At 57.9% G+C, this 25,390-nt stretch carries 27 protein-coding genes, 1 tRNA gene and 1 pseudogene; 22 read left to right on the top strand and 7 right to left on the bottom strand.

From position 1 onward, the window contains the following. The first annotated feature begins 44 nt into the window (after positions 1 to 44). Genes def through AB2L51_RS03175 form a run of 5 tightly spaced genes read left to right on the top strand, consistent with a single transcriptional unit; the run spans position 45 to position 3,879 of the window. The gene (def, locus tag AB2L51_RS03155; protein WP_395581320.1) at positions 45 to 575 is read left to right on the top strand and encodes a peptide deformylase; all 531 of its coding nucleotides are present in this window, start codon (positions 45 to 47) and stop codon (positions 573 to 575) included. After that, the gene (locus AB2L51_RS03160) at positions 572 to 1,237 is read left to right on the top strand and encodes a rpsU-divergently transcribed protein (RefSeq protein ID WP_395581319.1); all 666 of its coding nucleotides are present in this window, start codon (positions 572 to 574) and stop codon (positions 1,235 to 1,237) included. Before def ends, AB2L51_RS03160 begins: the two co-directional genes overlap by 4 nt. Before the next feature lie 8 nt (positions 1,238 to 1,245). Then, complete coding sequence (locus AB2L51_RS03165; RefSeq protein WP_395581318.1) at positions 1,246 to 1,773, top strand: MarR family winged helix-turn-helix transcriptional regulator; 528 nt, start codon at positions 1,246 to 1,248, stop codon at positions 1,771 to 1,773. Continuing rightward, positions 1,766 to 2,488 carry a response regulator gene (locus AB2L51_RS03170; protein ID WP_166112391.1) on the top strand — a complete coding sequence of 241 codons (723 nt, stop codon included), beginning with the start codon at positions 1,766 to 1,768 and terminating at the stop codon, positions 2,486 to 2,488. Before AB2L51_RS03165 ends, AB2L51_RS03170 begins: the two co-directional genes overlap by 8 nt. 8 nt (positions 2,489 to 2,496) lie before the next feature. Then, positions 2,497 to 3,879: an ATP-binding protein gene (locus tag AB2L51_RS03175; protein ID WP_395581456.1), complete on the top strand. Its 1,383-nt coding sequence runs from the start codon at positions 2,497 to 2,499 to the stop codon at positions 3,877 to 3,879. 33 nt (positions 3,880 to 3,912) lie between these two features. Here AB2L51_RS03175 and AB2L51_RS03180 read toward each other — a convergent pair whose 3' ends face one another. Beyond that, positions 3,913 to 4,473 (bottom strand): outer membrane protein assembly factor BamE, encoded by a 561-nt coding sequence (locus AB2L51_RS03180; RefSeq protein WP_395581317.1) that lies wholly within the window; start codon positions 4,471 to 4,473, stop codon positions 3,913 to 3,915. A gap of 257 nt (positions 4,474 to 4,730) precedes the next feature. On the opposite strand from AB2L51_RS03180, the gene AB2L51_RS03185 reads away from it, so the two are divergent. The 7 genes and pseudogenes from AB2L51_RS03185 to AB2L51_RS03215 all read left to right on the top strand — a co-directional run bounded on the left by AB2L51_RS03185 (position 4,731) and on the right by AB2L51_RS03215 (position 9,030). Further along, the gene (locus AB2L51_RS03185; RefSeq protein ID WP_395581316.1) at positions 4,731 to 5,285 is read left to right on the top strand and encodes a DUF177 domain-containing protein; all 555 of its coding nucleotides are present in this window, start codon (positions 4,731 to 4,733) and stop codon (positions 5,283 to 5,285) included. A gap of 171 nt (positions 5,286 to 5,456) precedes the next feature. Beyond that, positions 5,457 to 5,660, top strand: a complete 204-nt coding sequence (gene rpmF, locus AB2L51_RS03190) for a 50S ribosomal protein L32 (RefSeq protein ID WP_048852785.1) — start codon at positions 5,457 to 5,459, stop codon at positions 5,658 to 5,660. A gap of 85 nt (positions 5,661 to 5,745) precedes the next feature. Then, the gene (gene plsX, locus AB2L51_RS03195) at positions 5,746 to 6,852 is read left to right on the top strand and encodes a phosphate acyltransferase PlsX (RefSeq protein ID WP_395581315.1); all 1,107 of its coding nucleotides are present in this window, start codon (positions 5,746 to 5,748) and stop codon (positions 6,850 to 6,852) included. A gap of 72 nt (positions 6,853 to 6,924) precedes the next feature. After that, on the top strand, positions 6,925 to 7,893 hold the full coding sequence (locus AB2L51_RS03200; RefSeq protein WP_395581314.1) for a beta-ketoacyl-ACP synthase III: 969 nt from the start codon (positions 6,925 to 6,927) through the stop codon (positions 7,891 to 7,893). Between the two features lie 67 nt (positions 7,894 to 7,960). After that, a complete protein-coding gene (locus tag AB2L51_RS03205; protein ID WP_221441731.1) occupies positions 7,961 to 8,284 on the top strand; it encodes an integration host factor subunit alpha in 324 nt (107 codons plus the stop codon). Positions 8,285 to 8,354: 70 nt separating this feature from the next. Then, positions 8,355 to 8,595, top strand: a pseudogene (locus AB2L51_RS15365) (MerR family transcriptional regulator); the annotation flags it as partial. 361 nt (positions 8,596 to 8,956) lie between these two features. Further along, a tRNA-Pro gene (locus tag AB2L51_RS03215) sits at positions 8,957 to 9,030 on the top strand. 60 nt (positions 9,031 to 9,090) lie between these two features. On the opposite strand, the gene AB2L51_RS03220 is transcribed toward AB2L51_RS03215, so the two are convergent. Then, on the bottom strand, positions 9,091 to 10,209 hold the full coding sequence (locus AB2L51_RS03220) for an AI-2E family transporter (protein ID WP_395581313.1): 1,119 nt from the start codon (positions 10,207 to 10,209) through the stop codon (positions 9,091 to 9,093). A gap of 205 nt (positions 10,210 to 10,414) precedes the next feature. On the opposite strand from AB2L51_RS03220, the gene murJ reads away from it, so the two are divergent. Both murJ and AB2L51_RS03230 read left to right on the top strand, forming a co-directional pair. After that, a complete protein-coding gene (gene murJ, locus AB2L51_RS03225) occupies positions 10,415 to 11,965 on the top strand; it encodes a murein biosynthesis integral membrane protein MurJ (protein WP_395581312.1) in 1,551 nt (516 codons plus the stop codon). 15 nt (positions 11,966 to 11,980) lie between these two features. Continuing rightward, complete coding sequence (locus tag AB2L51_RS03230; protein WP_395581311.1) at positions 11,981 to 13,255, top strand: UdgX family uracil-DNA binding protein; 1,275 nt, start codon at positions 11,981 to 11,983, stop codon at positions 13,253 to 13,255. A gap of 15 nt (positions 13,256 to 13,270) precedes the next feature. On the opposite strand, the gene AB2L51_RS03235 is transcribed toward AB2L51_RS03230, so the two are convergent. The 4 genes from AB2L51_RS03235 to trxB all read right to left on the bottom strand — a co-directional run bounded on the left by AB2L51_RS03235 (position 13,271) and on the right by trxB (position 16,610). Continuing rightward, entirely contained in the window at positions 13,271 to 13,561 is a 291-nt protein-coding gene (locus AB2L51_RS03235; RefSeq protein ID WP_086645467.1) for an integration host factor subunit beta, read from the bottom strand. A gap of 154 nt (positions 13,562 to 13,715) precedes the next feature. Further along, positions 13,716 to 14,180: a Ros/MucR family transcriptional regulator gene (locus AB2L51_RS03240; RefSeq protein ID WP_166112361.1), complete on the bottom strand. Its 465-nt coding sequence runs from the start codon at positions 14,178 to 14,180 to the stop codon at positions 13,716 to 13,718. A 491-nt stretch (positions 14,181 to 14,671) separates the two neighbouring features. Further along, on the bottom strand, positions 14,672 to 15,553 hold the full coding sequence (locus AB2L51_RS03245) for a LysR family transcriptional regulator (RefSeq protein ID WP_395581310.1): 882 nt from the start codon (positions 15,551 to 15,553) through the stop codon (positions 14,672 to 14,674). Positions 15,554 to 15,656: 103 nt separating this feature from the next. Continuing rightward, positions 15,657 to 16,610 carry a thioredoxin-disulfide reductase gene (gene trxB / locus AB2L51_RS03250; RefSeq protein WP_395581309.1) on the bottom strand — a complete coding sequence of 318 codons (954 nt, stop codon included), beginning with the start codon at positions 16,608 to 16,610 and terminating at the stop codon, positions 15,657 to 15,659. A 142-nt stretch (positions 16,611 to 16,752) separates the two neighbouring features. On the opposite strand from trxB, the gene AB2L51_RS03255 reads away from it, so the two are divergent. The 8 genes from AB2L51_RS03255 to AB2L51_RS03290 all read left to right on the top strand — a co-directional run bounded on the left by AB2L51_RS03255 (position 16,753) and on the right by AB2L51_RS03290 (position 24,314). Further along, complete coding sequence (locus tag AB2L51_RS03255) at positions 16,753 to 17,298, top strand: Lrp/AsnC family transcriptional regulator (protein ID WP_395581308.1); 546 nt, start codon at positions 16,753 to 16,755, stop codon at positions 17,296 to 17,298. Further along, complete coding sequence (locus tag AB2L51_RS03260) at positions 17,298 to 18,419, top strand: glycosyltransferase (protein ID WP_395581307.1); 1,122 nt, start codon at positions 17,298 to 17,300, stop codon at positions 18,417 to 18,419. Before AB2L51_RS03255 ends, AB2L51_RS03260 begins: the two co-directional genes overlap by 1 nt. A gap of 2 nt (positions 18,420 to 18,421) precedes the next feature. Next, the gene (locus tag AB2L51_RS03265; RefSeq protein WP_395581306.1) at positions 18,422 to 19,891 is read left to right on the top strand and encodes an ArnT family glycosyltransferase; all 1,470 of its coding nucleotides are present in this window, start codon (positions 18,422 to 18,424) and stop codon (positions 19,889 to 19,891) included. Between the two features lie 81 nt (positions 19,892 to 19,972). After that, positions 19,973 to 20,968, top strand: coding sequence for a glutathione synthase (gshB, locus tag AB2L51_RS03270; RefSeq protein WP_395581305.1), 996 nt, complete (start codon positions 19,973 to 19,975; stop codon positions 20,966 to 20,968). Positions 20,969 to 21,103: 135 nt separating this feature from the next. Further along, positions 21,104 to 21,802, top strand: a complete 699-nt coding sequence (locus tag AB2L51_RS03275; RefSeq protein ID WP_395581304.1) for a class I SAM-dependent methyltransferase — start codon at positions 21,104 to 21,106, stop codon at positions 21,800 to 21,802. Between the two features lie 150 nt (positions 21,803 to 21,952). After that, entirely contained in the window at positions 21,953 to 23,218 is a 1,266-nt protein-coding gene (locus AB2L51_RS03280; protein ID WP_395581303.1) for a heme-copper oxidase family protein, read from the top strand. Further along, the gene (locus AB2L51_RS03285; protein ID WP_395581302.1) at positions 23,215 to 24,180 is read left to right on the top strand and encodes a heme o synthase; all 966 of its coding nucleotides are present in this window, start codon (positions 23,215 to 23,217) and stop codon (positions 24,178 to 24,180) included. The genes AB2L51_RS03280 and AB2L51_RS03285 overlap by 4 nt, the downstream gene beginning before the upstream one ends. Beyond that, positions 24,177 to 24,314 (top strand): hypothetical protein, encoded by a 138-nt coding sequence (locus AB2L51_RS03290; RefSeq protein ID WP_395581301.1) that lies wholly within the window; start codon positions 24,177 to 24,179, stop codon positions 24,312 to 24,314. Before AB2L51_RS03285 ends, AB2L51_RS03290 begins: the two co-directional genes overlap by 4 nt. Before the next feature lie 102 nt (positions 24,315 to 24,416). On the opposite strand, the gene AB2L51_RS03295 is transcribed toward AB2L51_RS03290, so the two are convergent. Then, positions 24,417 to 25,370, bottom strand: coding sequence for a Tim44 domain-containing protein (locus AB2L51_RS03295; RefSeq protein ID WP_395581300.1), 954 nt, complete (start codon positions 25,368 to 25,370; stop codon positions 24,417 to 24,419). Between the last annotated feature and the right edge of the window lie 20 nt (positions 25,371 to 25,390).

Genomic DNA, 25,390 nt, shown 5'->3' on the forward strand with positions numbered 1-25,390 from the left:
GTGTGTTTTATTGTGGATGTGCAAAAAACAGGACAACAAAAAGCATGTCGGTTCTTGCTATTGCCCGTATGGGCCACCCGGTTCTGCTGCAACGCGCGGTTGAGGTGGAGGATATCAGTGCTCCCCGGATCAGGGAACTGCTGCAGAACATGCGGGAAACCCTGGCCGACAGTGGGGGCGTGGGTCTGGCGGCGCCGCAGGTGCATGTGCCGCTCCGGCTTTTCCTGTATTCGGTACCTCCAGCACGCAGCGAGGGGGAGGATGACCCGCCACGCCCGGTTCAGGCCCTGATTAACCCGGTCATCGAACCTGAAGGGACGGATATGATGCCGCGACTTGAAGGATGCCTGTCCATTCCCGGCTTCAGGGGGGAGGTGCCGCGTTATCGCCGTGTGCGCTATAGTGGCTGGGACGAGCACGGTGCGCGGGTGGAAGGCATAGCCTCGGGGTTCTGCGCCAATGTCATGCAGCATGAAATGGATCATCTGGACGGAATCCTCTATCCCATGCGTATGACGGATATGGCCCGCTTTGGTTTTGAGGCAGAAATCACACGGTATGGGGTACAGGCATGAGCATGCTGCCGGGAAAAATGGAACAGGCCTTGTCTTTGGCGGTGGCAGGGCTGGCTGCGGGTATTATGCCCGCCCCCATGGACCGGGATGCGGACCGGGATGCCGCATTGCGCAAGCTGGCATCTGTTGCCGGGGAGCGTGGGTGGAGCATGGCCACGCTCAGATCCGTGGCGGGGCCAGATGCGGACCTGCTTTTTCCCGCAGGGGTGGTGGAAATGGTGGAAGCCTGGTCCGATCTGTGTGACCGCGCCATGGTGGAAGCCATGCAGGACACGCAGGAGCCGCGGCTAAGCCTGCGGGTGCGTCAGGCTATTCTGCTGCGTCTGCCACCAGATGAGCAGCGCCGCGCGGCGGCCCTGCGGGGGATGCGGGTCTTTTTATCCTGTGGGGGACAAAAAGCTTTCCGCCGGGCATGGCTGCGCACGGTTAACGCCATATGGCAGGCCGCGCAGGACGATGCGACAGGCCTGACCTATGTGAGCAAACGGCTGACTCTGGGTGGGCTGTATGCCTCGGTCTTCCTTTTCTGGCTGAGCCGTGGGCAGGATGAAGCCGCATTCGAAGCGTTTGTAGACCGGCGTCTGGCTGATGTGCTGCGCATAGGCCGCCTCAAGGCCCGCTTTGGCATACAGGCGAGCCCCCCGGCACCAGCCGCAGGGTAAACACACGCATGGTCATGCCACCTACCCATGAGCGCGCAGGCTCTGACCTGCTCTTTTTGCGCGAAGAGAGTTTAAGACTGGCTCAGACCCTCATGTTTTTGGCCGCGCGGGACATGGCCGAGGCTGTGGCTCCCGTGCTGGAGGAGGATGGGCTGGGCCGTGCGCATTACCGTGTCTTGCAGGTGCTGGCGTTTAGTCCGGGTATTCCCGTTAGCCGGTTGCAGGACATTCTGGGTGTGACCAAGCAAAGCCTTGGCCGCACGCTGCACGAGCTGGATGCGCGGGCGTATCTGCAAAGCCGGGCAGGACGGCAGGACAGGCGGCAGAAGCTGCTGTTTTTAAGCCCGACCGGCAAAGCTGCGGAGGCCCGTCTGTTTGCTGTCATCCGGCAAAGGCTGGTCGCTGCCTACCGCGAGGCCGGGGGGGCTGCGGTGGAGGGTTTCCGCCGTGTTATCAATGGCATGCTCTCCGAGCATAGTCGTGCCCTGCTGAGCGAAGAGAGCGCAGGGCGAAGGGAAGGGCGTGAACATGTCTGAGCAGATAACAACCGCCGAAGGAGACGTGGCCGCCCACGTAATGGTGGTGGATGACGACCCGCGCCTGCGTCGCCTGTTGCAGCGTTACCTGTTTGAGCATGGGTTCCGTGTGAGTGTCGCCGCCAATGCGACCGAGGCACGGCACACGCTGGAAGGTATCCAGCCCGATGCTCTGGTGCTCGACGTGACCATGCCGGGGGAGAACGGGCTGGAATTAACCCGCTCCCTGCGGGATGCCGGGCAGGACCTGCCCATTCTGCTCCTGACTGCGCGTGGCGCGCCGGAGGACCGCATTACCGGGCTGGAGGCCGGGGCGGACGACTATCTGGGCAAACCCTTTGAGCCGCGTGAGCTTTTGTTGCGGCTCAAGGCGCATCTCCGGCGACATCAGCCCCCACCGCCAACAGATAACCTGCGGATTGTCCGGCTGGGAGACAAGGAGTTCGATCCGGTCAGGCTTCTGCTCAGCGGGCCGGATGGCAATATCCACCTGACCGGGGGGGAAGCTGCCCTGCTGTGCGTGCTGGCCCGCAGGCCGAATGAAACCTTCACGCGGGAGGATATTGCCAAAGCCATGGACATGACCGAAATTGGCGAGCGCGCGGTTGATGTGCAGGTAACGCGCCTGCGCCGATGCATAGAGCCTGACCCGCGTGAGCCGCGCTTTTTGCATACGGTGCGCGGGCGGGGGTATGTGCTCAAGCCGGGGCTTTAGAGCGCATGATAGGCCGCAAGGGCTTCCGTCTCTTTCCGCGTGGGGGATGGTCCGCGCTCAGGGTGGAAAAATCGGTCAGACGTCTCCTGCCGCGTTCCCTGCTGGGGCGTTCCTTACTGATTGTCCTGTTCCCGCTGCTGATTACGCAGGGAATCGCGCTTGAGCTTTATTACGGTAATTTTCTCAAGGTGGTGTCGCGGCGGCTGACCGGGTCTGTTACGGCGGAAATTGTTCTGTCCCTCAATGCGCTGGAGCGTCTTAAAAACCCGGCGGACAAGGAATGGTTTATTACGCAGGCCCGCGAACAGCTCCAGCTCATAGAAATCTGGCGGCCGGGGGAAAAACTGACCCGCGTGGGGTCCACCCATGTGCTGGGGCCTATGGATGATGACCTTGTGCATGCCCTGCATGAAGCCATTGACTACCCGTTTTTTGTCAAGTGGCGGCATTTTCATCACGTGGTGCGTATTTACATCCAGCTTCCCGACGGAGTGCTGGAAATCGACACCCCTCGTAAACGGCTGGATATGGGGCAGATCTGGCTGTTTGTCGCATGGACTGTGGGCAGCACTTTGTTGCTGTTCATTATTGCGAGCCTGTTCATGCGCAATCAGGTGCGCGCCATCCGCCAGCTGGCTCAGGCTGCGGAGCAGTTTGGCATGGGGCGTGATATTGGCCCCATCCGCCCTGTAGGCGCGCAGGAGGTGCGTAAGGCGGCTGTCGCCTTCAATCGCATGCAGGACAGGATAACCCGCTTTGTAGCCCAGCGTACCGGCGTTCTGGCCGGTGTTTCGCATGATCTGCGCACCCCCCTGACCCGCCTGCGGCTTTCTCTGGCCATGATGCCGCGTGAAGGCAGCATATGTGCCAGTGTCATGACCGAAGACATAGATGAAATGGTCAGTGACATTGCCGAAATGGAACACATGATCGACAGCTATCTTTCCTTCGCGCGAGGGGAGGGGTCGGAGAGTGTCCAGCAGGTTGAGGTGCTGCCGTTTCTGGAGGATGTGGTGGCGGCAGCCCGGCGTGCGGGTGTGCATATTCGCACGCTTGAGGTGGAGCCGGACCTGCGCGCGCATATGCGCCCCGACGCCATGCGTCGCGTTTTAGGCAATCTGTTTGATAACGCCCGCAGGCACGATGCAAGTGTTGCGCTGAGTGCACGCCGCGTAGGTGGTGGGGTCAGCATTCTGGTGGATGATGACGGGCCGGGTATTCCGCCCGATCGCCGGGCCCATGTGCTGCGCGCATTCGAGAGTGGGCAGGACGGTGGCACTGGACTGGGGCTGACCATTGCGCGCGATATTATTCGTGCGCATGGAGGAGACATGACACTGGAACGTGCGCCAGAGGGCGGGCTGCGCGTTAGGCTGTATCTGCCAAACTAGCAATGCGCAGTCATGAGAGCAGGCGAAGGGATTTTACAACGAGTTACCCGAGCCGAAGTGGCCGGGGCCGGAGTTGTTGTTGAACATTCCGCCCTGTCCGCCCGCGGCACCTGAACCCATCATGTTCTGCATGGGGTTATACCGGCCGACATTGCCCAGAATCTGCTGGAGAGCGTTAATCTTGGTGCCCGGCGTTGGCGTGATCTCATTGATCATGGCCACGTGTCTGGCGTCCTTGATGTTGAGCGTGCGCATGCTTTCCAGCGTGCCTGTATTGTTGAACTTGAGCACAACAAGGTCCTGTTTCGACACGCCGGGGAAATCCATGGGCACCAGATGGGTGGTCATGGAAATATAGATCCAGGTATTATCGTCAAACGCGCCCTTGGTGGTGGGGGAGCCCATCAGGTCAATGGCGTCTGCGCGGGTGCTGGTACCGGGGACCAGCTGGCTGTATTCTTCCGGCTCAAGCAGGGAGCCTCTGGATGTGAGGGTGGGACCAAAAGTCTGACAGCCTGACAGGACAAGAACCGTGGCGAGCGCCCCGCAGGCACTTTTAAGGCGCGATATCCTGTTTTTGCGTGGCGGCGTCATCTGGTCAGGGTGTCCCAAGCGTAAGATTGTGATCCATGATCGTCATCCAACTGGCAACGGCCATGTTCTGTCCGATGCCCCAACGCGTGCGGGGCGTCAATCGCTGAATGGCAAAAAGAGCATGCTTTATGCCGCTCGTGCCCGGACATTACTCCATAAAATTCCGCTTGTGTGGTAGATTGTTCAGGCGGTGGTCAGAAAGCTTTGTCCCGAGCGTATCCCGCCTGCTTGTTTCAGCGTTACTTCAGGAGACTTCCATGACCGAAAAGCCAGAATTCTCTCGCCCTCTGGCCGTGCGCCGAATCGGAATGCTGGGAACGGACATGACCGTGGAGGCCACGCCGGACGAATGTAAGCAAATAGCCAGGCGTCTGGGTCTGCAGGATGTGGGCATGCTGCGCTGCCGCTACCGGCTCAGGGATGACGGGCGCGGTGTTGTGACGGCCGAAGGGGCTCTGGCTGTCCGTTTCACGCAGACCTGTGTTGTGAGCATGGAGGCATTTGAGGATATGATGGCGGGATCGTTCGTTGTCCGCTTTGTTCCGGCCAGCCAGTTTGTGGAAGGCGACGCGCCGGATATGGACGCGATTGATGAAATTCCGTATGAGGGGCAGGACGTTGATCTGGGCGAGGCTGTTGTTGAACAGTTTGCGCTGGATCTCGAGCCTTATCCGCATGCGCCGGATGTTGCTCTCCCTCCCGGCCTGATCATGGATGAGGAAGAGGTGGAACAGCGCGGTCTTGAGGAAGAGCCGGAAAAAAAGGCCAGTCCGTTTGCGGGTCTGGCCCGCTGGCGGGGTGGAAACGCGTAATTGCCCAAGTGTGGGTGTGGGGTTTTCTTGTAGGATTGCTTGCGAAAACGCTTGCTGTCTGCTAGAGGCCGCGGCTCAGTGCTGGTGATAAACCTGTTATGGCGTCTGGCCGCGTTAACGCGTGGCCGGGCGTGTTGTTCTAACCGTTATTTATGAGAAGGGGCTGGGCTTATGGCTGTACCCAAAAAGAAAACCTCGCCTTCACGTCGTGGCATGCGTCGCAGCCATGAAGCTCTGCGTGCAGAAGCTCATGCTGAATGCTCCAACTGTGGTGAACTGAAGCGTCCTCACAATGTCTGCAGTCACTGCGGTCATTACGACGGCCGTGAAGTGATTGCCGCAGGCAAGGCACTCAAGGTCGCCGTTCGCGCCTGATTTTTCAGGCGTGAAAACGCGTGCTGCATCCGTAGCACGCGGGGTAATGGGGGTAAGGCATCTGCGGCATGGCAGAGAAGCAGGCATGAGCAAGACCGAGATTCCAGAAAGTTTTCCTTCCGACCCTAATGAGGTGTTCAACCTCGCCGTGGACGGGATGGGGGGTGATGGGGCTCCAGAAGTGGTTGTTGCCGGGCTTGCCATTGCTGCCGAACGGCACCGCAATATCAAGGTGCTGCTGATCGGGGATGAGGCGCGCCTGCTGCCTTTGCTGGCGAAGTATCCCAAGGCTGCGTCCATATGCACGGTGTGGCATACGGATGTGTCTGTCTCCATGGACATGAAGCCAACATCCGCTCTGCGGATGCGTCAGTCCTCCATGCGGCTTGCCATGGACGCCGTGGCCAGTGGACGCGCCCAGGGGGTTGTGTCTGCCGGTAACAGTGGCGCTATGCTGGCTCTGGCCAAGATTGTGGTCAAAACCCTGCCGGGTATTTCCCGTCCGGCCATGGCGGCCATCAGTCCCACCATCAAGGGCGACGTGGTCATGCTTGACCTTGGCGCCAATGTTGTGTGCGACTGGCGTAATCTGGTCGAGTTCGCCGTTATGGGCGAAGCCTTTGCCAAATCTGTTCTGGGTCTGCCCGCACCGACCATTGGCCTGCTCAATATTGGCGCGGAAGAACTCAAAGGGGACGAAAAACTGCGCGTGGCGGCTGAAACCCTGCGTGAGAGTCCTCTGGCTGCCCAGTTCCACGGTTTTGTGGAAGGGCATGATATTACCGCAGGCACCACGGATGTGGTTGTAACTGACGGGTTTACCGGAAATGTTGCGCTTAAAACCGGCGAGGGTGTGCTTAAAATGGCCACCACCCTTTTGCGCCGTGTTTTCCAGCGTGGGATCATCTCCCGCCTTGGCTATCTGCTTGTCCGTCCCGGTCTGGAGCGGATGAAGGAGTGGCTGGACCCCCGCCGTTACAATGGCGCTGTTTTTGTGGGCCTGAATGGTGTGGTGGTCAAATCCCATGGCGGCACAGATGCCGAGGGCTTTGCCGCCGCAGTCGATGTGGCCATGGATATGGTCACGCATGGTTTTAACGAAAGCATTCGTGAGCGTCTTTCTCATATGGGGGCGCTGTTAATGCGCCCGCAGACGGAGGAGGAATGTGAACCAGCCCTCCCGGTGACCTGAGCAAACGGGACGAATGTATTGCGCGTGCAAGCCTTCGAGCTGCCTGCGCTGGCGGATAATGAAAGAACGGTCATGGCGAAACGTTCGCTTCTGGTAGGTTTTGGTGGATTTCTGCCAGAAAGAGTTGTTACGAACGAAGAGCTGGCAGCCCGGCTTGCTACTTCGGATGACTGGATCAGAACCCGCACCGGTATTACCCGCCGTCACATCGCTGGCCCCGATGACAGCGCAACCAGCATGGGGGCGGAAGCCGCTCGCAGGGCGCTGGATTATGCGGGCCTGAGCGCTGACGATATTGATGTTGTTCTGGTAGCGACATCCACTCCGGATCAGGCTTTTCCCGCAACAGCGGTTCGGATTCAAGCCGCTCTGGGCATGACCCGCGGGTTTGGCTTTGATATTGCAGCAGCCTGCTCCGGTTTTGTTTTTGCGCTGGCTACCGCGGATTCCTTCATCCGTTCCGGGCAGGTGCGCAATGCCCTGGTGATCGGGAGTGAGGTTTACTCCCGGATTGTGGATTGGGAAGACCGCGGCACATGCGTCCTCTTCGGGGATGGTGCCGGGGCTGTTGTGCTGTCTGCATCAGAGAGCGAATCCGATGCGCGCGGTATTCTGTCCACCCATCTGCATTCCGATGGCACAACAGGTGATCTGCTGTACGTGGATGGCGCGGTGGGGCAGCCCGATAAAACCGGGCATCTGAAAATGAACGGGCGTGATGTGTTCCGCCATGCCGTGGCCAAACTGTCATCCTCCGTGGACGAAGCTCTGGAAGCCGAAGGACTGACCTACGCGGATGTGGACTGGCTTGTTCCCCATCAGGCCAATATCCGGATTATTGAAGGCGTGGCCAAAAAGCTGGCACTTCCAGCTGATCGCGTAGTTGTGACCGTTGACCGGCACGCCAATACCTCAGCCGCCTCCATTCCTCTGGCACTGGACGAAGCCGTGCGGGATGGCCGTATTCAAAAAGGTGAACTGGTGCTGATGGAAGCGCTGGGGGGTGGGCTGACATGGGGTTCGGTGCTGGCGCGTCTGTGATCTGGCGATAACAGACAAGTGACATCATTGTGAATGAATTGACGCGCCGCACAGGCGTGTTACCTTTCTGCACATGGAAACTGTCACACGTGCATCTTTGATAGAGCAGATCTATCAGCAGGTAGGGTTGTCTCGTAAAGAGTCGTCTGTGCTCCTAGAAGATGTTCTGGAGACAGTCATGCAGGCGCTCGAACGCGGCGAAAGTGTCAAAATCAGCGGTTTTGGCACGTTCTCAGTCCGAAAAAAGGGGCAGCGCTGCGGGCGCAACCCTAAAACCGGGGAGGAAGTGCCTATTCTTCCCCGCTCCGTTCTGGTGTTCCGCTCCAGCCAGTTGCTGAGGGCGGAAGTCAACCATGAGGAGGCAGAGCCGGGAGTCGATCATGACGATTGATGGCACATTCCCCCAGAGTGAATCCGCGCATGACGTGCCCGATGCCGAGATGGATGTTTCGGAGTCGGGTTCTTGTGAAAAAGGCCCTCACGCTTTCCGCACAATTAGTGAAGTAGCGGATGAACTGCATGTGCCCCAGCATACCCTGCGGCTGTGGGAGACACAGTTCCATCAGGTCCGCCCCATGAAAAGAGGGGGCGGGCGCCGGTATTACAGGCCGGAGGATGTGGTCCTGCTCACCCGGATTGCGGACCTGCTCTATAATCAGGGCTATACCGTAAAAGGTGTGCAACGTCTGTTGCAGGAAAAGACTGTGCTACAGATGGCCGAAGTTCCGCAGTCTGTAGAAATTGTGACACCGGACGGAAACAGCATGGCTGAAACCGAACCGGTGGTCGATATGCAAATACAGGATGTGGCATTGATTGCGGACTACCAGCAGGTAGAGGCTGTTGTGGCCGAGTTGCCAGCAGCGGTAGAGGCCGGGCTGGAGCAGGCGCTGGTGCAGCTTATGGGACAAAATGTGCGTCTGCGCTCGGATCTGGCCGATGTGCTGGTTGAGCTGGAAGCCATCCGGCGCAAGATTTTGGTCTGATTGAAAAAAAGATAAAAATAACGGGTGGAGTGGGTTGTGCTCCTCGCAAGGTATTGCTAAACACCACTCACACTTAACGGGCAGTAGCGCAGTCTGGTAGCGCATCAGTCTGGGGGACTGGGGGTCGTGGGTTCGAATCCCGCCTGCCCGATATTTTTTCAAATGAAATTGCTAATTAACCCCATCCTTGGGGGAAAATGCAAAAGTCTTTTCAGACTTCTGCATTGTTTCCGTATGCCCAGCGCCGCCAGATCAGATTGAGTGCGGCCATTGCGGCAGGCCCAATAAACAGGCCGATCAGCCCCCACATTTCTGCTCCACCCAGAATACCAAGCAGCACCCATAGGAAGGGGAGCTTTGTTGTGCCACCAATCAGGGTCGGGCGCACAAAATGGTCCGCCACAAAAATAACCGTGGCCCCAATGCAGAATGTGACAATGGCAGCCACGGATGCGCCTGAAATCAGGATCAGGAGCGAGACCAGCCCAATCGCGATCATGGCGCAAAAGGGGATCATGGCCGCTACGGCAGTAATAACCCCAAACAGGGCAGGGTGTGGTGCGTGGGCAAAGAGATAGACAAGCCCCATCAGCATGCCTTCACCAATCCCCACCAGAACAAGCCCCTGCACGGAACCATGGATGGAGGCAACAATCTGGCGCGCAATGCTTTCCCCCCTGCGGCCAAAAGCCCGGCAGGACGCAACACGGCACTGACGAATGACGGAAACTCCGTCCTTGTACAGAAAAAACAGGGTGAGAATGGAAAAGCAGAACAGGGTGCCCCGGTGTGCTATCTGGCTGCCAAGAGCACGCGTGACCATGACGCCCTTGCTGTCCAGAGCACCCAGCAGGCCGGAAACATCGCGCGGGTTGGACAGATGCGTTTCCCACAGATGCGCAATGCCTGTGGCTCCCACAGGTAATTGCTGGATAACATCTGGCACGGGAACACCAAATTTACGGGCATGAACCAGCCATTCCAGCGCACTCTGGGCTTCTCCAACAGCTTCAAGCGTTATCAGCGTCAGCGGGATGACAAAGAGCAGCGCCATAACAACCGTAAACAGTAGAGGTAACAGGGTGCCGCGGGCTGCATTGGGCCACATCCGGCATGCGCGGCTGTAAAGGGGCCATGTGGCAATGGCAAACACGCCGCCCCAGGCCAGAGCGGGCAGAAAACCCTGTATGGTGTAAAGGGCTACGGCTACAATAAAGAGCGCAAGCAGACTGCGTGCCATTTCCTGTCCCCGCTTGGAGCGCTGGCTGGCCTTGATAAGGCCGCAACGCTGGTGAGCGGGCACTAACGAAGATGGAGGCGTATTGGGCATGCGCGATATGTCTTTCCAAAAATTCCGCTGAATACAGGCGCTCTTTCCGTGCTGAGCCCAGCATACTGTGTTGTGGGTGAATAATACAGCACATGAGGGGGTGCGGAGTATGCACACAGCCTGAAACAGGGCGGATTGGGAGTATCTTTTTCTGAATTTATCTCTAGTGTGCCGCTGCCTGCCTGCACATTGAAGCGGATACCCCATGCTCAGAAATTTTCTGACGGTTGGTGGCTGGACCATGCTCAGCCGCATTCTTGGACTGATACGCGACCAGCTTCTGGCGGCCTTTATGGGGGCCGGGCCGTTGCAGGATGCTTATCAGGTTGCGTTTCGCCTGCCCAACATGTTTCGCCGGTTGTTTGGGGAGGGCGCGTTTAATGCAGCCTTCGTACCCATGTTCTCGAAAGTTATGGTTCAGGATGGGCGGGATGAGGCCCGCTTGTTTGCCCGCCGTGCGCTTGGGGTCATGCTGGCGTGGCTGGTGTTTTTGTGCGTGCTGGGTGAAGTGTTCATGCCGCAGGTGTTGCGCGTGATAGCGCCGGGCTTTCTGCAAAATGGGGATCGCTACGCTCTGGCGCTCAGCCTGAGCCGCATTACGTTTCCCTATCTGGTCATGATCTGTGCCGCGGCATTACTGGCTGGGGTGCTGAATGGCCTGCATCGCTTTGGTGTGGCGTCTGCTGCCTATCTGGCGTTCAACGTGGTGGGTATTCTGGCCATTGTTGGGGCGTCTCCCTTTTTCCCCAGTGTTGCCTATGCTGCGGCATGGGGGGTTACAGCCTCTGGCGTGGTGCAACTGGGCCTGCTGGCGTGGGCATGTGAAAAAGCCGAGTTCGGCCTTATGCCGTTATGGCCCATGTTAACGCCGCGTATCCGCCTTTTGCTGCGCCGCATGGTGCCGGGGCTGATCGGGAGCGGTGTTGGCCAGATCAATTTAACGGTGGATACCATTATTGGCACCCTGCTGCCCGCAGGCAGTGTGTCGCTCATGTATTTTGCAGACCGGATCAACCAGTTGCCGCTTGGTGTGCTGGGGGCAGCGGCCGGAACAACGCTGCTGCCTGTGCTCACCAGGCATCTGAGCGCTGGGGATGTAGAGGGCGCGCATGCAGCCCAGAATCGTTCGATTGAATACGTGGTGCTGCTGACCCTGCCTGCCGTTGCCGGGCTGCTGGTTCTGGCTGGCCCGATCATGATTGTGCTGTTCGGGCATGGTTCTTTTACAGAGCATGATGCGCTGTTATCCGCCCAGTCCCTGCGGGCTTATGCTGTGGGGCTACCCGCTTTTATTCTGGTTAAAGTGCTATCCCCCGCGTTTTTTGCACGGGGCGATACACGCACACCCGTTTACGTTGGGATCGGGGTGCTTGTGCTCAATTTTATTCTCAACCTGCTGTTTATGAAGCCTCTGGCACATATGGGGCCGCCGCTGGCCAGTAGTGTGACCGCCTGCGTGAATGTTGCTTTTCTGGTGGTGCTGCTGCTGCGTAAAAATGCATTGCTCGTGTACGGTTCAACCTTATTCCATATGGGGCGGGTAGGTGTTGCGGCGCTGCTTATGGGGCTGGGTCTGCTGGGGCTTGAAAGTTTTGTCTCTCTGCCAGCAATTTTTGTAACCAGAGCGCTCTGGCTGGTTGGTATGGTTATGGGCGGAGCCATGTTTTATGTAGCGTTCCTGCATGGGGTGGGGGTCATCAACCTGCCTGATGTGGTTGTGCGCATACGGGGGCGGCTGCGGCGTAAAGCGGGATAAGCGGGGGAGCGATGCATGCCTGAGGTTGTTCTTGCGCATCAGGTCGATTTTGCAACGTGGCGTAAGGCGAGTAGCCATTTTGTGCGCGCCGGTGCGTTACCGGAATCCATAGTCTGGAGGGTGGCAGAAGCCGGGCAGGAAGCAGTCTGGTCTGCCGAGTCTACGCAGAACCCACCAGATGCTCCGTCTGGCCTCAACCTTTCCCGCCGTTTTGTGGGTGTGCTGGCCCAGGCATTACAGGCGCATGATCCCGAACGGTTTACGACACTTTACCGCATTGTTTACCGTCTGGCGTATGCCGGACTGGTATTAACAGATACGACTGACCCCGACCTATTGTGGCTCCGGCAGGCCTTGGCTGCCGTCAGGACCGATACGCTGCGCTTTCGCGAAGCTTTTTCCGCGTTTACCGCGCAGGGAGATGGTGACGTGCTGCATTACGCACCAGAGCATTATATTCTGGAAGCCAACTCCCATTACTGCATGGAACGGAATGTGCGGCCGTGGCGGGTTGTCGCCCCTTACCGGCGGATGGAATGGGCCGGTGGCATACGCTTTGCGGCGGGAACAGATACGGTGGCTGAGGATGCGTCCGTGCACTGGCAGGCTGATGGCATAGGTATCTGGCAGGGATACGGCCTGAGCGTTTTTCCCCCGCAGCGTAAGGATGTGGACACCGCCCCCACTCTTGCCGCGCTGGCAGCCCGTGCGATGGACTGCCGGGCCTGTGCGTTGTGGCAACCCGCATCCCGTACCGTTTTTGGTGAAGGGCCGGAGCATGCCCGCATTATGCTTGTGGGGGAGCAGCCGGGGGATCAGGAAGACCTTCAGGGGCACCCTTTTGTGGGGCCCGCGGGCCAGCTTCTGGACCGCGCCTTGCAGGATGCCGGGTTACGTCGTGATCAGATTTATGTGACCAACGCCGTCAAGCATTTTCATTTCACATGGAACGGGACGCGCCGCCTGCATCAGAAGCCCGAAGCCGAGCACGTAGCTGCCTGCCATGTGTGGCTGGATGCGGAACGTCGGCTTGTCCGCCCCGCATTACTGGTGATGCTGGGGGCAACGGCCGCGCAGAGTGTGCTGCAACAACCCGTTACAATCTCTCGCACCCGTTCACGCCTGTTCCCGCTGGAAGAGCAGACACAGGGGCTGGTGACGGTTCATCCGTCCTATCTGCTACGGTTGCGCGATGAGGACAGTAAACAGCGCGAGTACGCTCATTTTGTAGAAGATTTACGGCTGGCGGCCCATTACGTGGCGCAGCGTCAAAACGCAGAACAGGAATAGGGGGGAGGGGAGGAGTTAGCCTGCATCCGCCTTATTAAGGCGTTGGTGAAGCTCTTTACCTGTTTTGAAAAAAGGGACCAGCTTTTTGCTGACCTTGACCTGTTCCCCGGTCTTGGGGTTGCGGCCCAGACGTGGCTCTCTTTCCTTGACGGAAAAAGCACCAAACCCGCGCAACTCAACGCGGTTACCTGCTGCCAGGCTGCTTGTAATGCCGCCAAAAACCGTATTGACCAGCAGCGTTGCCTCTCTGAGCTGCAAGTGCGGGTTTTTCTCTATGAGAATGGCAATAAGTTCAGACCGCGTCATTGAGCCCCCTGCCGATTAGGGTAGAGAAGTAAGGTCTGACCAGATCTGTGCCAGACACATACAAGCATTCCGTTCTCTATGGGCAAGCGTCAAGATAAAAAATGCATGACGGCCGGGTGTTTAGGCCCGGACCGCCGTAGCACATGTGCCTATCTTAGGCGGTCGTTGCCTTTTTGCCGCGTTTTGCACGGCCAGACGTATCGTCTTCATCCCCGGCAGCATGGATTTTACGGCCAAGACCGATTTCCCGCGCCAGAGTGGAACGGCGCTCCGCATAGTTGGGGGCAACCATGGGGTAATCCGCAGGAAGGTTCCAGCGTTCACGGTACTGTTCGGGGGACATGCCATACGCGCTCTGAAGATGGCGCTTGAGCATTTTCAGCTTTTTGCCATCTTCAAGGCAAACGATGTAGTCAGGGAAGACTGACCGTTTGACGGGGACGGCTGGCTGCAGTTTTTCCGGTTCGCTCTGCGGCTGGTCAGCCGTTTTGAGAGCCTGAAAAACGTCCTTGATCAAAACCGGAATGACAGCAGGGTCCGTCTGGTTGTTGGAGACGTGCGCAGACACGATCTCAGCTACAAGATCTAGGAGAGGCGAATAGTTCTGGATCTCACTCATGACAGGCCTAATTAAAAATTCAGTGTGAATAATAAGAACCATACAAAATTATTTAATCTTTGTGAACTACCAAATATACAAAAAAGCAAAAATAAGGCCGCGATGGTATATAATGTTGGAGCGGTCGGTTGATTTTTTTAGTATTTGAGGGAATTTGCATAAATTATTCGTAATATTTTGTTTAATAATACTCAATAATTATACAGGCGAACGGGGAAGCGCCACCGCATGCCTTAGTTCTGACGATTGTCTTGGTGTTTTATGAAGCTTGTTTGAAGATATTATAATATTTTTGATAAAGGATGTATTTCCAGAATGGAGAGACGGTAAAAAGTAACAGTTCAACTATTTAGTATTTTCCATGCACAAGAAAGCACTGCATTTTTGGAATATCTGCCGTGCTTTGGTTGGTGATATTGATTTTGAAATAAAAAATCCCGGCCTTCCGCATCAGGGAAAAGCCGGGATTTTTTAAATCCGTGCATTCAGTTTTAACGAATGCCGAGTTCGCTCATGAGAAAGTCACGGAATACGGCAACACGTTTGGAACTGCGCAATTCCTCGGGATAGACAAAATAGGCATCAACCGTCGGGGTCGTGATTTCTGGCAGAATCTGTATCAGATCGGGAAACTTGCTTGCGGCATAAGACGGAATGGAGCCAAGGCCCAGTCCTGCGGCTATGGCTGAAGCCATGGCTGCCATGCTGTTGACCTCCAGCCGTGCAGGGCGTGCGTGGCTGCTGGTCTGTCCGGCTTCGGCCAGCCAGTTAATGTGGGCAACAGGGGGGTGGTGTTCACCAAACAGAACCAGCTGGTGATTCTTGATGTCTTCCAGAGAGGAAGGCGCACCATGGCGTTCAATATACTGCGACGCGGCAAAAATGGGCAGGCTGAAGTCCGCCAGATGCCGCTGGATCAGGTCCGGCTGGCGCGGGGCATGCATCCGCACGGCCACATCCGCTTCGCGCATGCCAAGGTCCAGATCGTTATCTTCCAGAATAAGGCAGATATCAATTTCGGGGTTGGCTTCCATAAACTTATGGAGTCGTGGCATAAGCCAGCAATTGCCAAAGCCTGTTGTGGTTGTAACCCGTAGGCGACCTGCGGCTTTTTCCTTGCTCTCTGTCAGCAGGGTCTGTGTCATCTCCAGTTTGGAGAACACCTCCCGCACTGTTTTATGCAAGGTTTCCCCCTGCTCAGTCAGGATCAACCCACGCGCATGGCGATGGAATAGGGGAACCTGAAGAACATCTTCCAGAGCAGAAATCTGTCTGGATACGGCAGACTGGCTTAGGTTAAGCACATCCCCCGCGTGGGTAAAGGAACCGGCTTCCGCTACGGCATGGAAAACCCGGAGTTTGTCCCAGTCCACGCACGCCTCCTGCTAAATTGACTGAAATTATAAAAGCACAATGCCATGCTTTCGAAGCTACTACGTGCAGTAATTACCGCACGTGGTCAAGGTATGGGCAGCGTTACGGTTTGGTCAGTTCTGCCAAATACCGTTCCGCATCAAGTGCTGCCATGCAGCCTGTGCCTGCGGCTGTAACAGCCTGCCGGTATATCTTGTCCTGTACATCTCCTGCGGCAAACACACCGGGGACAGATGTCCGGGTCGTTCCGGGTGCGGTCTGAATATATCCTTCGGTATCGAGCGCGAGCTGCCCCTTGAAGATCCCGGTAGTGGGGGCATGGCCAATGGCAATGAACAGCCCGTCGGTTTCGAGCGTGGTTGCGCTCTGGTCCTTGAGGTTGCGCAGGCGTACGGCGCTGACCACCTCTGGCGTTCCGGTGGAGAGAATATCCTCCACTTCGCTATCCCAGATGACCGAAATCTTGGGGTGGCTGAATAACCGGTCCTGAAGAATTTTTTCAGCCCGCAGGGAGTCGCGGCGGTGGATCAGGGTTACGTGGGCTGCGTGGTGGGTCAGGTACAGGGCCTCTTCCACTGCGGTATTGCCACCGCCAACCACTGCCACCTTTTTGCCCCGGTAGAAAAAACCATCACATGTGGCACAGGCGGAAACGCCAGCACCCTGCAGGCGTTTTTCGCTCGGCAGGCCAAGCCAGCGTGCCTGGGCACCTGTCGCAACAATAATGACCCTTGCACTATAGACGCTGCCGGAATCCCCTACCAGCCGGAAGGGAGAACCCGTGGTAAAGTCCACCTCTGTAATAATGTCGTATTCAATGCGGGTGCCAACATTAAGGGCCTGTTCGGCCATCTGCTCCATCAGCCACGGACCCTGCACGGCCTTGGCAAAGCCGGGGTAGTTTTCCACATCCGTTGTAATGGTTAATTGCCCGCCGGGTTGCAGGCCTGCCACCAGAACGGGGGAGAGGTTGGCGCGGGCAGCGTAAATAGCCGCCGTGTAGCCTGCGGGGCCTGCGCCAATAACAAGCAGATCGGTTGTGATGGTCTCAGTCATGCCAGAAGAATTCCCCAAAGCAAGAAGTGCGGGTGCAGTTGTGCCGCGCAAGCATGGTCCAGAATGTGTTGGATAAAGGATATGACGGGTGACTTGGCGTTGAGCAAGTGTTGAGAGATCAGTTTGCGGCATGGCGGGGAGCATGGCATATACTCCCCACTCTTCATGGGAGTGGCATCTTGCACAGGATAGGTCGGATAAGGTGACGGATCTGGACGCTGTTGATCTTCGTATCGTAGCCGAATTGCAGGATGACGGTCGCATGACCAATGTCGAACTGGCGCGGCGTGTGGGTATTTCCGCTCCTCCCTGCCTTCGTCGTGTCCGGCGGCTGGAGGAGGAAGGTGTTATCCGTGGTTATCATGCCCAGCCGGATGCAACGGCCCTTGGGTGGCCAATCATCTTTTTTGCGCTGATCGGTCTGGATAGCCAGAAAGAAACCGTGCTCTCCGCCTTTGAACGCCAGCTTGCCGAATGGCCTGAAGTGCGTGAATGCCACATGATTCGCGGCGGGGGGGATTTTCTGGTCCGCTTGATCGCGCGTGACGCAGCGCATGAAAATGCACTTACCCGGCAGTTGACAGAGACCGCACACGTTATTCGGGTGCAGACATTGCAGACCATCCGCACCAGCCTGGAGCGCAAGGGCGTGCCGTTGCCCGGTACCCGGGAAGGAACCGCGGAGTAATGCCTGCCACGGACGCGCCCGAGGGCGGTATGGCAGGTGGTCCCCCAATCAGCATTATTGTACCGTGTTATAATGAAGCCGCCAACGTGGCGCCCCTTGTTGCCATGCTGGAATCCGTTATGGCGGGGCGACGCTGGGAAGTGATTTTTGTCGATGACAATTCACCCGATGGCACAACAGAAACAATATGCGCTCAGGCAAGGGGCAAAAGCTATGTACGCGGCATCTGCCGTATTGGCCGCAGGGGGCTTTCCTCCGCGGTTATAGAAGGGGTTCTGTCCTCCTCCGCGCAGGTCGTGGCCGTCATGGATGGTGACCTGCAGCATGATGAAAGCCGCCTGATTGCCCTGATAGACGCCGTAGCTACCGGTACGTGCGATATTGCCGTCGGCAGCCGCCATGTTGAGGGCGGTAGCAATGCGGGGCTTGCCAATGCGTGGCGGCATGCCCTGTCGGATAGTGGAATATGGCTGGCGCAGCGGTTTTTGCCGGTCAGGCTGACAGACCCCATGAGCGGCTTTTTTGCCTTGCGACGGGATACTTTTGTGGCCATTGCACCGCATCTGTCGGGGGCCGGGTTTAAAATCCTGCTTGATCTGCTGCTCTCATCCAGAAAGCCACTTACTGTGCGTGAGATAGAGTGCGGCTTCAAGCCCCGTGTGGCGGGGAAGAGCAAGCTGGATGCCGTGGTCATGCTCCAGTTTGCCGCACTTCTGGTAGAAAAAGTGTCACGCGGGTTGGTGCCTTTGCGCTTTGTGGCTTTCTGCGCCGTGGGGCTTGCGGGTATTGTTACCAATCTGGGGGTCATGCATCTGGTCAGGCTGTGTGGGGTGCATTTTTCCATCGCGCAGGCCATTGGCACCATTGCCGCCATGGTTGTGAATTTTTCGCTGGATAATAACTTCACCTATAAGGACCGGCGTCTGCACGGTCGGCGCTGTGTGTGGGGGCTGGTCCTGTTTATGCTGGTCTGTTCCGTTGGGGCTCTGGCCGATGTGGGTGTGGCGCATCTGATGTACGCGCAAAGCTACAGGGTGAACGAGGCCAGTCTGGCCGGGGCCGTGCTGGCCGTGGTCTGGAATTATGCCATGTCTTCTACAATTGTCTGGAGAACCCGGTAATCTTGCGCAGCGGTCTGGCACAGTACGGATACTGGGTGTGGGGGCTGGGGCTTGTTACCGCTTTCCGCCTTGTGCTGGCCGCGTATATCCCGCTTGCGCCGGATGAGGCTTATTACCGTATATGGGCTCTGGCTCCGGCGGGCGGGTATCTGGACCATCCTCCCATGGTGGCCGTTTGGGCACGTATGGGGATGTTCCTTGCAGGGGATACCCCTTTGGGTGTGCGCCTTATGGGCCCGCTTTCCGCCTGTTTGGGTACGGTGCTGGTTGTTCAGGCCGCGTCCTGCTGGTTGCGCACGCAGCTTACGCCGGAACAGGCCCGTATTGGGGCCATTCGTGCAGGCGTTTTGCTGAATGGCACTCTGAGCATCGGGCTTGGCGCTCTGGTCATGACCCCGGATGCACCTCTGCTTCTGTTTGTAGCATTGATGCTCTGGGGGTTGGTGCATGCCTGTGTGGGGCGGCAGCGCTGGATGTGGCTGGTTGTAGGGATGGCAGCCGGGCTGGGGTTTGAGAGTAAATATACCATGCTGCTTCCTCTGGGTGGGCTTGCCGTGTGGCTGTTTGCGACCAGGGCGGGGCGGGCATGGCTGCGGACGCCGTGGCCCTTTGGGGCGGCCTGTGTTGCGGTTGTCTGCGTTATTCCGGTAATCTGGTGGAATGCCCAGCATGGCTGGGTCAGTTTCTTCAAGCAGGGCGGACGGCTGGGAGACTGGAACTCCGCACGCGCTCTCGGCTTTATGGGCGAGTTGCTGGGTGGACAGGTCGGGTTGGCAAGCCCGCTGATTTTTCTGTTTTTTGTTGGTGGTGTCTGGCTGCTCTGGCAGCGGTGGGATAGTTTTTCCGTATTGCTGCTGTGCATGATTATGTTGCCCGTGGCCGTGTTTGTGCAGCATGCTCTGGGGGCGCGGGTGCAGGCTAACTGGCCAGTCGTGCTGTACCCCGCCGTGGCGCTTGCGGCGGCATGGGTGCTTTGGCCATGGTGGAGGATCGCAGGTTTTCTGGGGCTGGGACTTACGGGGATCGTGTGTGTGCAGGCGGCGTTTATGCCGCTCCGCCTGTCCCCTCATCTGGATGTCACCTTGCGGCAGGTCGGGGGGTGGCCCACTTTTGCGCGTGCAGTCTCAGCGCAGGTGCCGCAGGGTTTTCCGCTGGTTGCGGATGAGTATGGTCTGGCGTCCGAACTGGCATTCTATGCGCCGGAGCGCGTGGTTGCCGGGGTTGAGCCGCGCTGGGCGCTGTTTGCGTTGCCCCGGCCAGCCTGTGGTGCGCAGGCCTACCTCGTTCTCAGCCACCGGCGGCAGGGGCCGCCAGATACCCGTTTTTTTGAGGTGCTGGACGTATTGCCAGAGCAGGCGCGCGCGTGCCGGGGTGTTGTGGCGGACACGTATTCCCTCTTCCACGTAAGGCTGCGCTGTGCGGCGGCGGGTCTTATGCGTGATGCTGCTTTGCTTTCTGGCAATACGCGCTAGCGGGCGGCGTTTGCGTGTTGATGTGAAAAAAGGCAGGATGGCGGGCAATCACTTCGCCAGCAGAAACAGGAACCCGAGTTTATGGCTTCTCCACGGCTTGTGGCGGTCCAGATGGACCCACTTGAGCATGTTAATATTGATGGGGATTCAACCTTCGCCCTGATGCTCGAAGCACAGGCCCGCGGGCATAGCCTGTTTGTGTACGAAGTGGGGTCCATGGCTCTGGATGAAGGTGTGCACGAAGCGCACGGCGCAACCCGTACCGATGTGACGGCCCTCATGCGCCCGGTCACCGTGCGGCGGGAAAAAGGGCGGCACGCCACATTCGGTGATGCCGGGCGCCGCTCGCTGCGTACGATGGATGTGGTGCTCATGCGCCAGGACCCACCGTTTGACATGGCATATATTACCGCTACGCATATGCTGGACCATATCCACGGTGTTGGTCCTGAGCACGCGCTCGTGGTCAATGACCCGCGCTGGGTGCGTGACAGCCCGGAAAAACTGCTGGTCACACATTTTCCCCAGCTTATGCCGCCAACACTGGTGACATGGGATATCGGGCAGATTCGGGCATTCCGCGCCAAATGGAAGGATATTATTGTCAAACCCCTGTTTGGTAACGGCGGGAGTGGTGTTTTCCGGATTAAAGCGGATGACCAGAACCTGAACGCCCTGCTGGAAATGCACTTTGCCCGCTCGCGTGAACCTCTCATGATCCAGCGATACGAACCCGCCGTAACCGCGGGGGACAAGCGCATTATTCTGGTGGATGGTCAGCCGATTGGTGCGATCAACCGCGTGCCATCGGGGGATGACCACCGCTCCAACATGCATGTGGGGGGAGTGGCCTGCAAAGTGGAGCTGAGTGCCCGTGACCGTGAGATTTGTGAGGCGATCGGGCCGTTTCTTAAAGAACATGGCCTGATTTTTGTGGGGATTGATGTTATTGGGCAGTATCTGACGGAAATCAATGTGACATCTCCCACCGGTTTGCAGGAGCTGGAACGGTTCGATGGCATAAATGGTGCCGCCAGCATATGGGATTGTATTGAACGTAAGTTGTCTGTCCAATAAAAGCAGTCAGACCCTGTTGGGCGGTATCATGCCGGGCTGCCACACAAGGGCACTTTTGTGGTGCGTGCCGCAAGCAGGAAGGATGAGAGTATAGTGGCTCTTGAAGAAATGTCCGTCAGCGGGCACAGAGAGAACATGAGTGACGTTCTCCAAGAATACCCCTCCAGCGGAGGGGAAAGCGCCGTACCCCCTCCCTCGCGTTCCGCGCTTGATGCAGAGGCCGTCAAACAGGCCTATCGGCGTTGGGCTAATGTCTATGATCTGGGATTCGGCGGTATTTCGCGTTTCGGTCGCCTCAAGGCGGTCAACACGATCAATGCCCTGCCCGGCAGGGATGTGCTGGAAGTGGGTGTGGGGACCGGGCTTGCGCTCCCGCATTACAACCGCAGCAAGGCCATTACCGGCATCGACCTTTCAACCGACATGCTGGCCAAGGCGCGTGAACGCGTCAAACGCGATAACCTGAGCAATGTGACAGCCCTGCTGGAAATGGATGCAGAGGACACCACGTTCGAAGATAACTCGTTTGATGCAGCCGTTGCCATGTTCGTTGCATCCGTTGTGCCGCATCCGCGCAAGCTGCTGTGCGAACTCAAGCGTGTTGTGCGTCCGGGCGGGCATATCCTGTTCATCAATCATTTTCTGGCCCCCGGTGGTATCCGCGGTGCAGTGGAACACGCCATGGCGCGCGCCTCCCACTCGCTGGGCTGGCACCCCGATTTTGCCATGGAATCGCTTCTCCCGCAGGAAGACATCGCGCGGGCCACGATTCAGCCAGTGCGGCCTTTTGGTCTTTTCACACTGGTTACTCTCGAAAATCTGTCAGGTTCGTAAACATGTGCGCTCCAGTGTTGGCTGGGGCGCTAGACATGCGTGGCTTGGCAGAACGCTTTTGTGCCATAAAACACTAGAATATGGTCGTTTTTTGTCTAGCGGGTTTACCATTCTCCATTACGGACCTGCACAGAATATGGAACGTGGAGCATGATCTCGGCTCACAGCCTGTCTCACCAGTATGCGGCTCCGGTGGATAAAACCGTCAGCCAACGGCAGGATGCCACTGCTGGAACAGCCTATCTGCTGCTTGCTGCTTCTGCCGCTCTGGTCGGTGGGGGCGTTTCCGTTCTGGCGGGCATGGGCATGCTGCCCGCAACCGGGCTGTGGGGCAGGCTTGCGCAGGCCCATCCGGCCCTGATGCTCCTGTATGTTGTTGTTCCTGCATTGGTAAGTGGTTTTGGCACGCTCTGGCTGCCTCGCGCCCTTGGGCGGGGGAGCATGCTGCTGGGGCGGCTTAATCTGGCAGCCGTTGGCGTGCTTGGCGTCGCTGCGGTGTTGACCTGCACTCTGCCCGATGCGCGCATTGCCCATATTCTGTGGTCACTGGGCGCGCTTATGTCCGCTATGGTACTGTTGAGCACTATTTTTGACAGTTGCGCAGACAGTCTGGAACAGACGTCTTTTTCCCCCTTTGTGTGGGGGGAAATGCTGTCTGCTGCCGTGCTGCTGCTGAGTGTTCCGGTTTTTGCGGCTGCCACGCTGCGGACATGGCTGTGGCCTGCGACCAACCCTGTGATCGGCGCTGAATATTTTGCAGCCCCCATCGCGTTGATTGTACTGCTGGCCGGGTTCGGAATCGTGTTTGAAATGGCCGCCCGCATCGGGCAGGTTAAAACACGGCCTGTCGCCTATATTATGGCGGCTACTGCGGCTTCGGGCGTTGTGGCATGGGCCAAGAGCAGTCTGGCGCATGGAGCCGATAGCCAGACGGCACAAATGGTTGGCAACAGCCTGCTGGCGTTGTGCTCCCTTTCTGCCGTGTGCCTTGCCGGTCTGTGGCTTGCGGCTACATGGAAAGCCCGGGTTTCGTTGCGTACGCCGCTGCTGTGGGGCATGGGTTTTCTGGCCGTTGTGGCCGGTGGCTGGGTTGTCCAGCTTGTGCAGGGCACAGGTCTGCACCCGGCTTTGCAGCTTGGCGCGCTTTATGCCGTTTGCGGTGGCTTTTACCTCTGGCGGGGTGAGGCCTGCGGGTTCTGGTACCCACAAAAGCTGGCCCGCCTGCACTTTGTATTAACGGCGGTTGCAACGCTCTGCCTGTTTGTTTCCGGGATGCAGGTGCTGGGTTGTGCCCTGTTTGGCATGGCGGCACTGGTATTTGTGCTGGCAGCAATTATCAGCTTCCAGCGTGATATTCCCATGGTGGCTGGTCATGCAAATGCGGCAGCAGGTGTGGCCGGAGGGTCTGCCCTATGAGCGAAGCCAGTCTTTCCGAGCCGCAAGCCAGACGGCTACGTTTTAAAACGGATCAGGTTGGTACGCAGGCGCGTGACTGGCTGGCCTTGCTCAAGCCCCGGGTCATTTCACTTGTCGTGTTTACGGGTGCTGCGGGCATGTTCATGGCGCCCGGGCATCTTGACCCGTTTGTGGGGCTGGTTACTATATTCTGCATCTGTCTGGCCTCGGGCGCTGCCGGGGCCATTAACATGTGGTACGACCGGGATATTGATGCGGTCATGCAGCGGACCATTACACGGCCGGTACCTTCGGGGCGTATTCCCCAGAACGAGGCTCTGGCCTACGGGGTTGGCCTTTCCTGCCTGTCCGTCTGCCTTATGTGGATTGCAACCAATACACTGGCTGCTGCTATTCTGGCGTTTTCCATTTTCTTCTATTCCGTTATTTACACCATGTGGCTCAAGCGCTCCACGCCGCAGAACATTGTTATTGGTGGGGCGGCGGGTGCCTTCCCCCCCATGATCGGCTGGGCAGCCACTACGGGTCACATGGCGCTTATGCCGGTGGTTATGTTCGGTATTGTGTTCTTCTGGACACCGCCGCATTTCTGGTCTCTGGCGCTGTATGCCTGCAAGGATTATGGGCGTGCGGGTATTCCCATGCTGCCGGTTGTGCGTGGCATGCGCCATACGCGGTGGCAGATATTCTCCTACACACTGGTTCTGCTCGCTGTTTCCCTTATCCCGTCCTTTGTGGGGGAGAGCGGGCTGATCTACACGGTGACTGCCTTGGTGCTGGGGCTTGGTTTTATAGCCTGTGCTGTGCGCGTGCTTCTGGAGCCGCAGGACGAAAACGGTGTCAGCCAGAAGGGCGATAAGGCTGCGCGGATTTCATTCCGGTTTTCTCTGGCTTATCTGTTCTTTCTGTTCTGTGGCCTTCTTGGCGATCACTTCTTCCGGATATGGATGCACTCGGCATGACCACTCTTCCAATGGAGCAGTCCCCAGAACAGCTTGAGCGGCAGAAGCGGCAGAGCCAGCGGGTACGGAGCATGCTTGTGTTCATGCTCGTTCTGGCTGGTATTATGTTCGGGCTGACAGTGTTTCATCCGTAATGCAATGCCCGTATGGGCCATGACTGGTGCTTCCTGCAGTAAAAACCCCGCCTTCCATAACGGAAGACGGGGTTTTTTATTACACCACAGTTGACCCGAGGTTTAGTGGGCCTGCTGAATGGCGGAAAGCAGCCAGCGCCCCCCACGGGAAGGACGGACGAATGTCCAGACTTCGGTAATGGTTACGGGGGTGGTGGAACTGCCATCAATCACCTGCCCGGTGGCGTTGGTTGTCAGGTCGATCAGGCTGTAACGCATGGCAACACTTGCGTAATCCATGTTGTTTTCGCGCCATGCTTCGGCCAGATCCCCCTGAAGGAAGCGTACATCCGAGACAACGTTGCGCGCACCCTGACTGGCCAGAGTTGCCAGCTGCTCATTGAAGTAGGAGACCATTTCCGGCGTGGCCATCTGCTGCATGGCCGGAATGTTCTGCTGGTTCCACGCACTCTGAATATCCATCAGCGTTTGCTGGAAGGACTGGTAATCCGCCGTGGTAATCTGCACGGGTGCCCCCCCTGCGGATGGCGTGGGGGCGGCAGGAGCCGCGCCGGGCATACCGCGGGGAGAGGACATGCCAAACCCGTTAGTGCTCTGACTGGAACGCCCGAAACGGCGGATCAGCCACAGGACAAGCATGACCACCAGACCGATCTGGACCAGAAGACCCAGAAAGCTGAAGAAGTCATGCATCCCGCCCATAAAGCCATGGCCGCTCAACATACCAAACAGTCCGGCCCCCAGAAAACCACCGGCCAGACCGGTCAGGAATGGGTGGCGGTTCGGATAGCCCATGGGGCGGGCAAAGGGAGCACCCATCTGTGGTGCGCCATAGCCGGGCGTGGGCGCAGTACGTGGCGTAATGGAGCGGTCCATGGGGGCGGTACTGTACGGCGTTGTGCGCGTAACAGGGGGCGCACTCCATGTGCGGCTACCACGGCTCCCCATGGACCCACCCTGACCGGGCCGTGCATCGGCCTGTATGGCCAATGGTCCGGCCAGCAGGCTGGCAGCCAGCAATGCATGAAGGGTTGATCGCAGCAGACGTGATTTCACTGGTTTTGGGTCTCCGGCTA

The sequence above is a fragment of the Acetobacter fabarum genome (genome assembly GCF_040702925.2).
GTDB classification, from domain to species: Bacteria; Pseudomonadota; Alphaproteobacteria; order Acetobacterales; family Acetobacteraceae; genus Acetobacter; species Acetobacter fabarum_B.

Coding starts and splice junctions, on each gene's coding strand:
- trxB (WP_395581309.1), bottom strand. CDS start 16,610: ATGACTGAGACCATCACAACCGATCTGCTTGTTATTGGCGCAGGCCCC.
- AB2L51_RS03255 (WP_395581308.1), top strand. CDS start 16,753: ATGGCATATACTCCCCACTCTTCATGGGAGTGGCATCTTGCACAGGAT.
- AB2L51_RS03260 (WP_395581307.1), top strand. CDS start 17,298: ATGCCTGCCACGGACGCGCCCGAGGGCGGTATGGCAGGTGGTCCCCCA.
- gshB (WP_395581305.1), top strand. CDS start 19,973: ATGGCTTCTCCACGGCTTGTGGCGGTCCAGATGGACCCACTTGAGCAT.
- AB2L51_RS03290 (WP_395581301.1), top strand. CDS start 24,177: ATGACCACTCTTCCAATGGAGCAGTCCCCAGAACAGCTTGAGCGGCAG.
- AB2L51_RS03170 (WP_166112391.1), top strand. CDS start 1,766: ATGTCTGAGCAGATAACAACCGCCGAAGGAGACGTGGCCGCCCACGTA.
- AB2L51_RS03160 (WP_395581319.1), top strand. CDS start 572: ATGAGCATGCTGCCGGGAAAAATGGAACAGGCCTTGTCTTTGGCGGTG.
- AB2L51_RS03230 (WP_395581311.1), top strand. CDS start 11,981: ATGCCTGAGGTTGTTCTTGCGCATCAGGTCGATTTTGCAACGTGGCGT.
- def (WP_395581320.1), top strand. CDS start 45: ATGTCGGTTCTTGCTATTGCCCGTATGGGCCACCCGGTTCTGCTGCAA.
- AB2L51_RS03240 (WP_166112361.1), bottom strand. CDS start 14,180: ATGAGTGAGATCCAGAACTATTCGCCTCTCCTAGATCTTGTAGCTGAG.
- AB2L51_RS03180 (WP_395581317.1), bottom strand. CDS start 4,473: ATGACGCCGCCACGCAAAAACAGGATATCGCGCCTTAAAAGTGCCTGC.
- AB2L51_RS03275 (WP_395581304.1), top strand. CDS start 21,104: ATGAGTGACGTTCTCCAAGAATACCCCTCCAGCGGAGGGGAAAGCGCC.
- AB2L51_RS03280 (WP_395581303.1), top strand. CDS start 21,953: ATGATCTCGGCTCACAGCCTGTCTCACCAGTATGCGGCTCCGGTGGAT.
- AB2L51_RS03235 (WP_086645467.1), bottom strand. CDS start 13,561: ATGACGCGGTCTGAACTTATTGCCATTCTCATAGAGAAAAACCCGCAC.
- murJ (WP_395581312.1), top strand. CDS start 10,415: ATGCTCAGAAATTTTCTGACGGTTGGTGGCTGGACCATGCTCAGCCGC.
- AB2L51_RS03220 (WP_395581313.1), bottom strand. CDS start 10,209: ATGCCCAATACGCCTCCATCTTCGTTAGTGCCCGCTCACCAGCGTTGC.
- AB2L51_RS03200 (WP_395581314.1), top strand. CDS start 6,925: ATGGCGAAACGTTCGCTTCTGGTAGGTTTTGGTGGATTTCTGCCAGAA.
- AB2L51_RS03285 (WP_395581302.1), top strand. CDS start 23,215: ATGAGCGAAGCCAGTCTTTCCGAGCCGCAAGCCAGACGGCTACGTTTT.
- plsX (WP_395581315.1), top strand. CDS start 5,746: ATGAGCAAGACCGAGATTCCAGAAAGTTTTCCTTCCGACCCTAATGAG.
- rpmF (WP_048852785.1), top strand. CDS start 5,457: ATGGCTGTACCCAAAAAGAAAACCTCGCCTTCACGTCGTGGCATGCGT.
- AB2L51_RS03185 (WP_395581316.1), top strand. CDS start 4,731: ATGACCGAAAAGCCAGAATTCTCTCGCCCTCTGGCCGTGCGCCGAATC.
- AB2L51_RS03165 (WP_395581318.1), top strand. CDS start 1,246: ATGGTCATGCCACCTACCCATGAGCGCGCAGGCTCTGACCTGCTCTTT.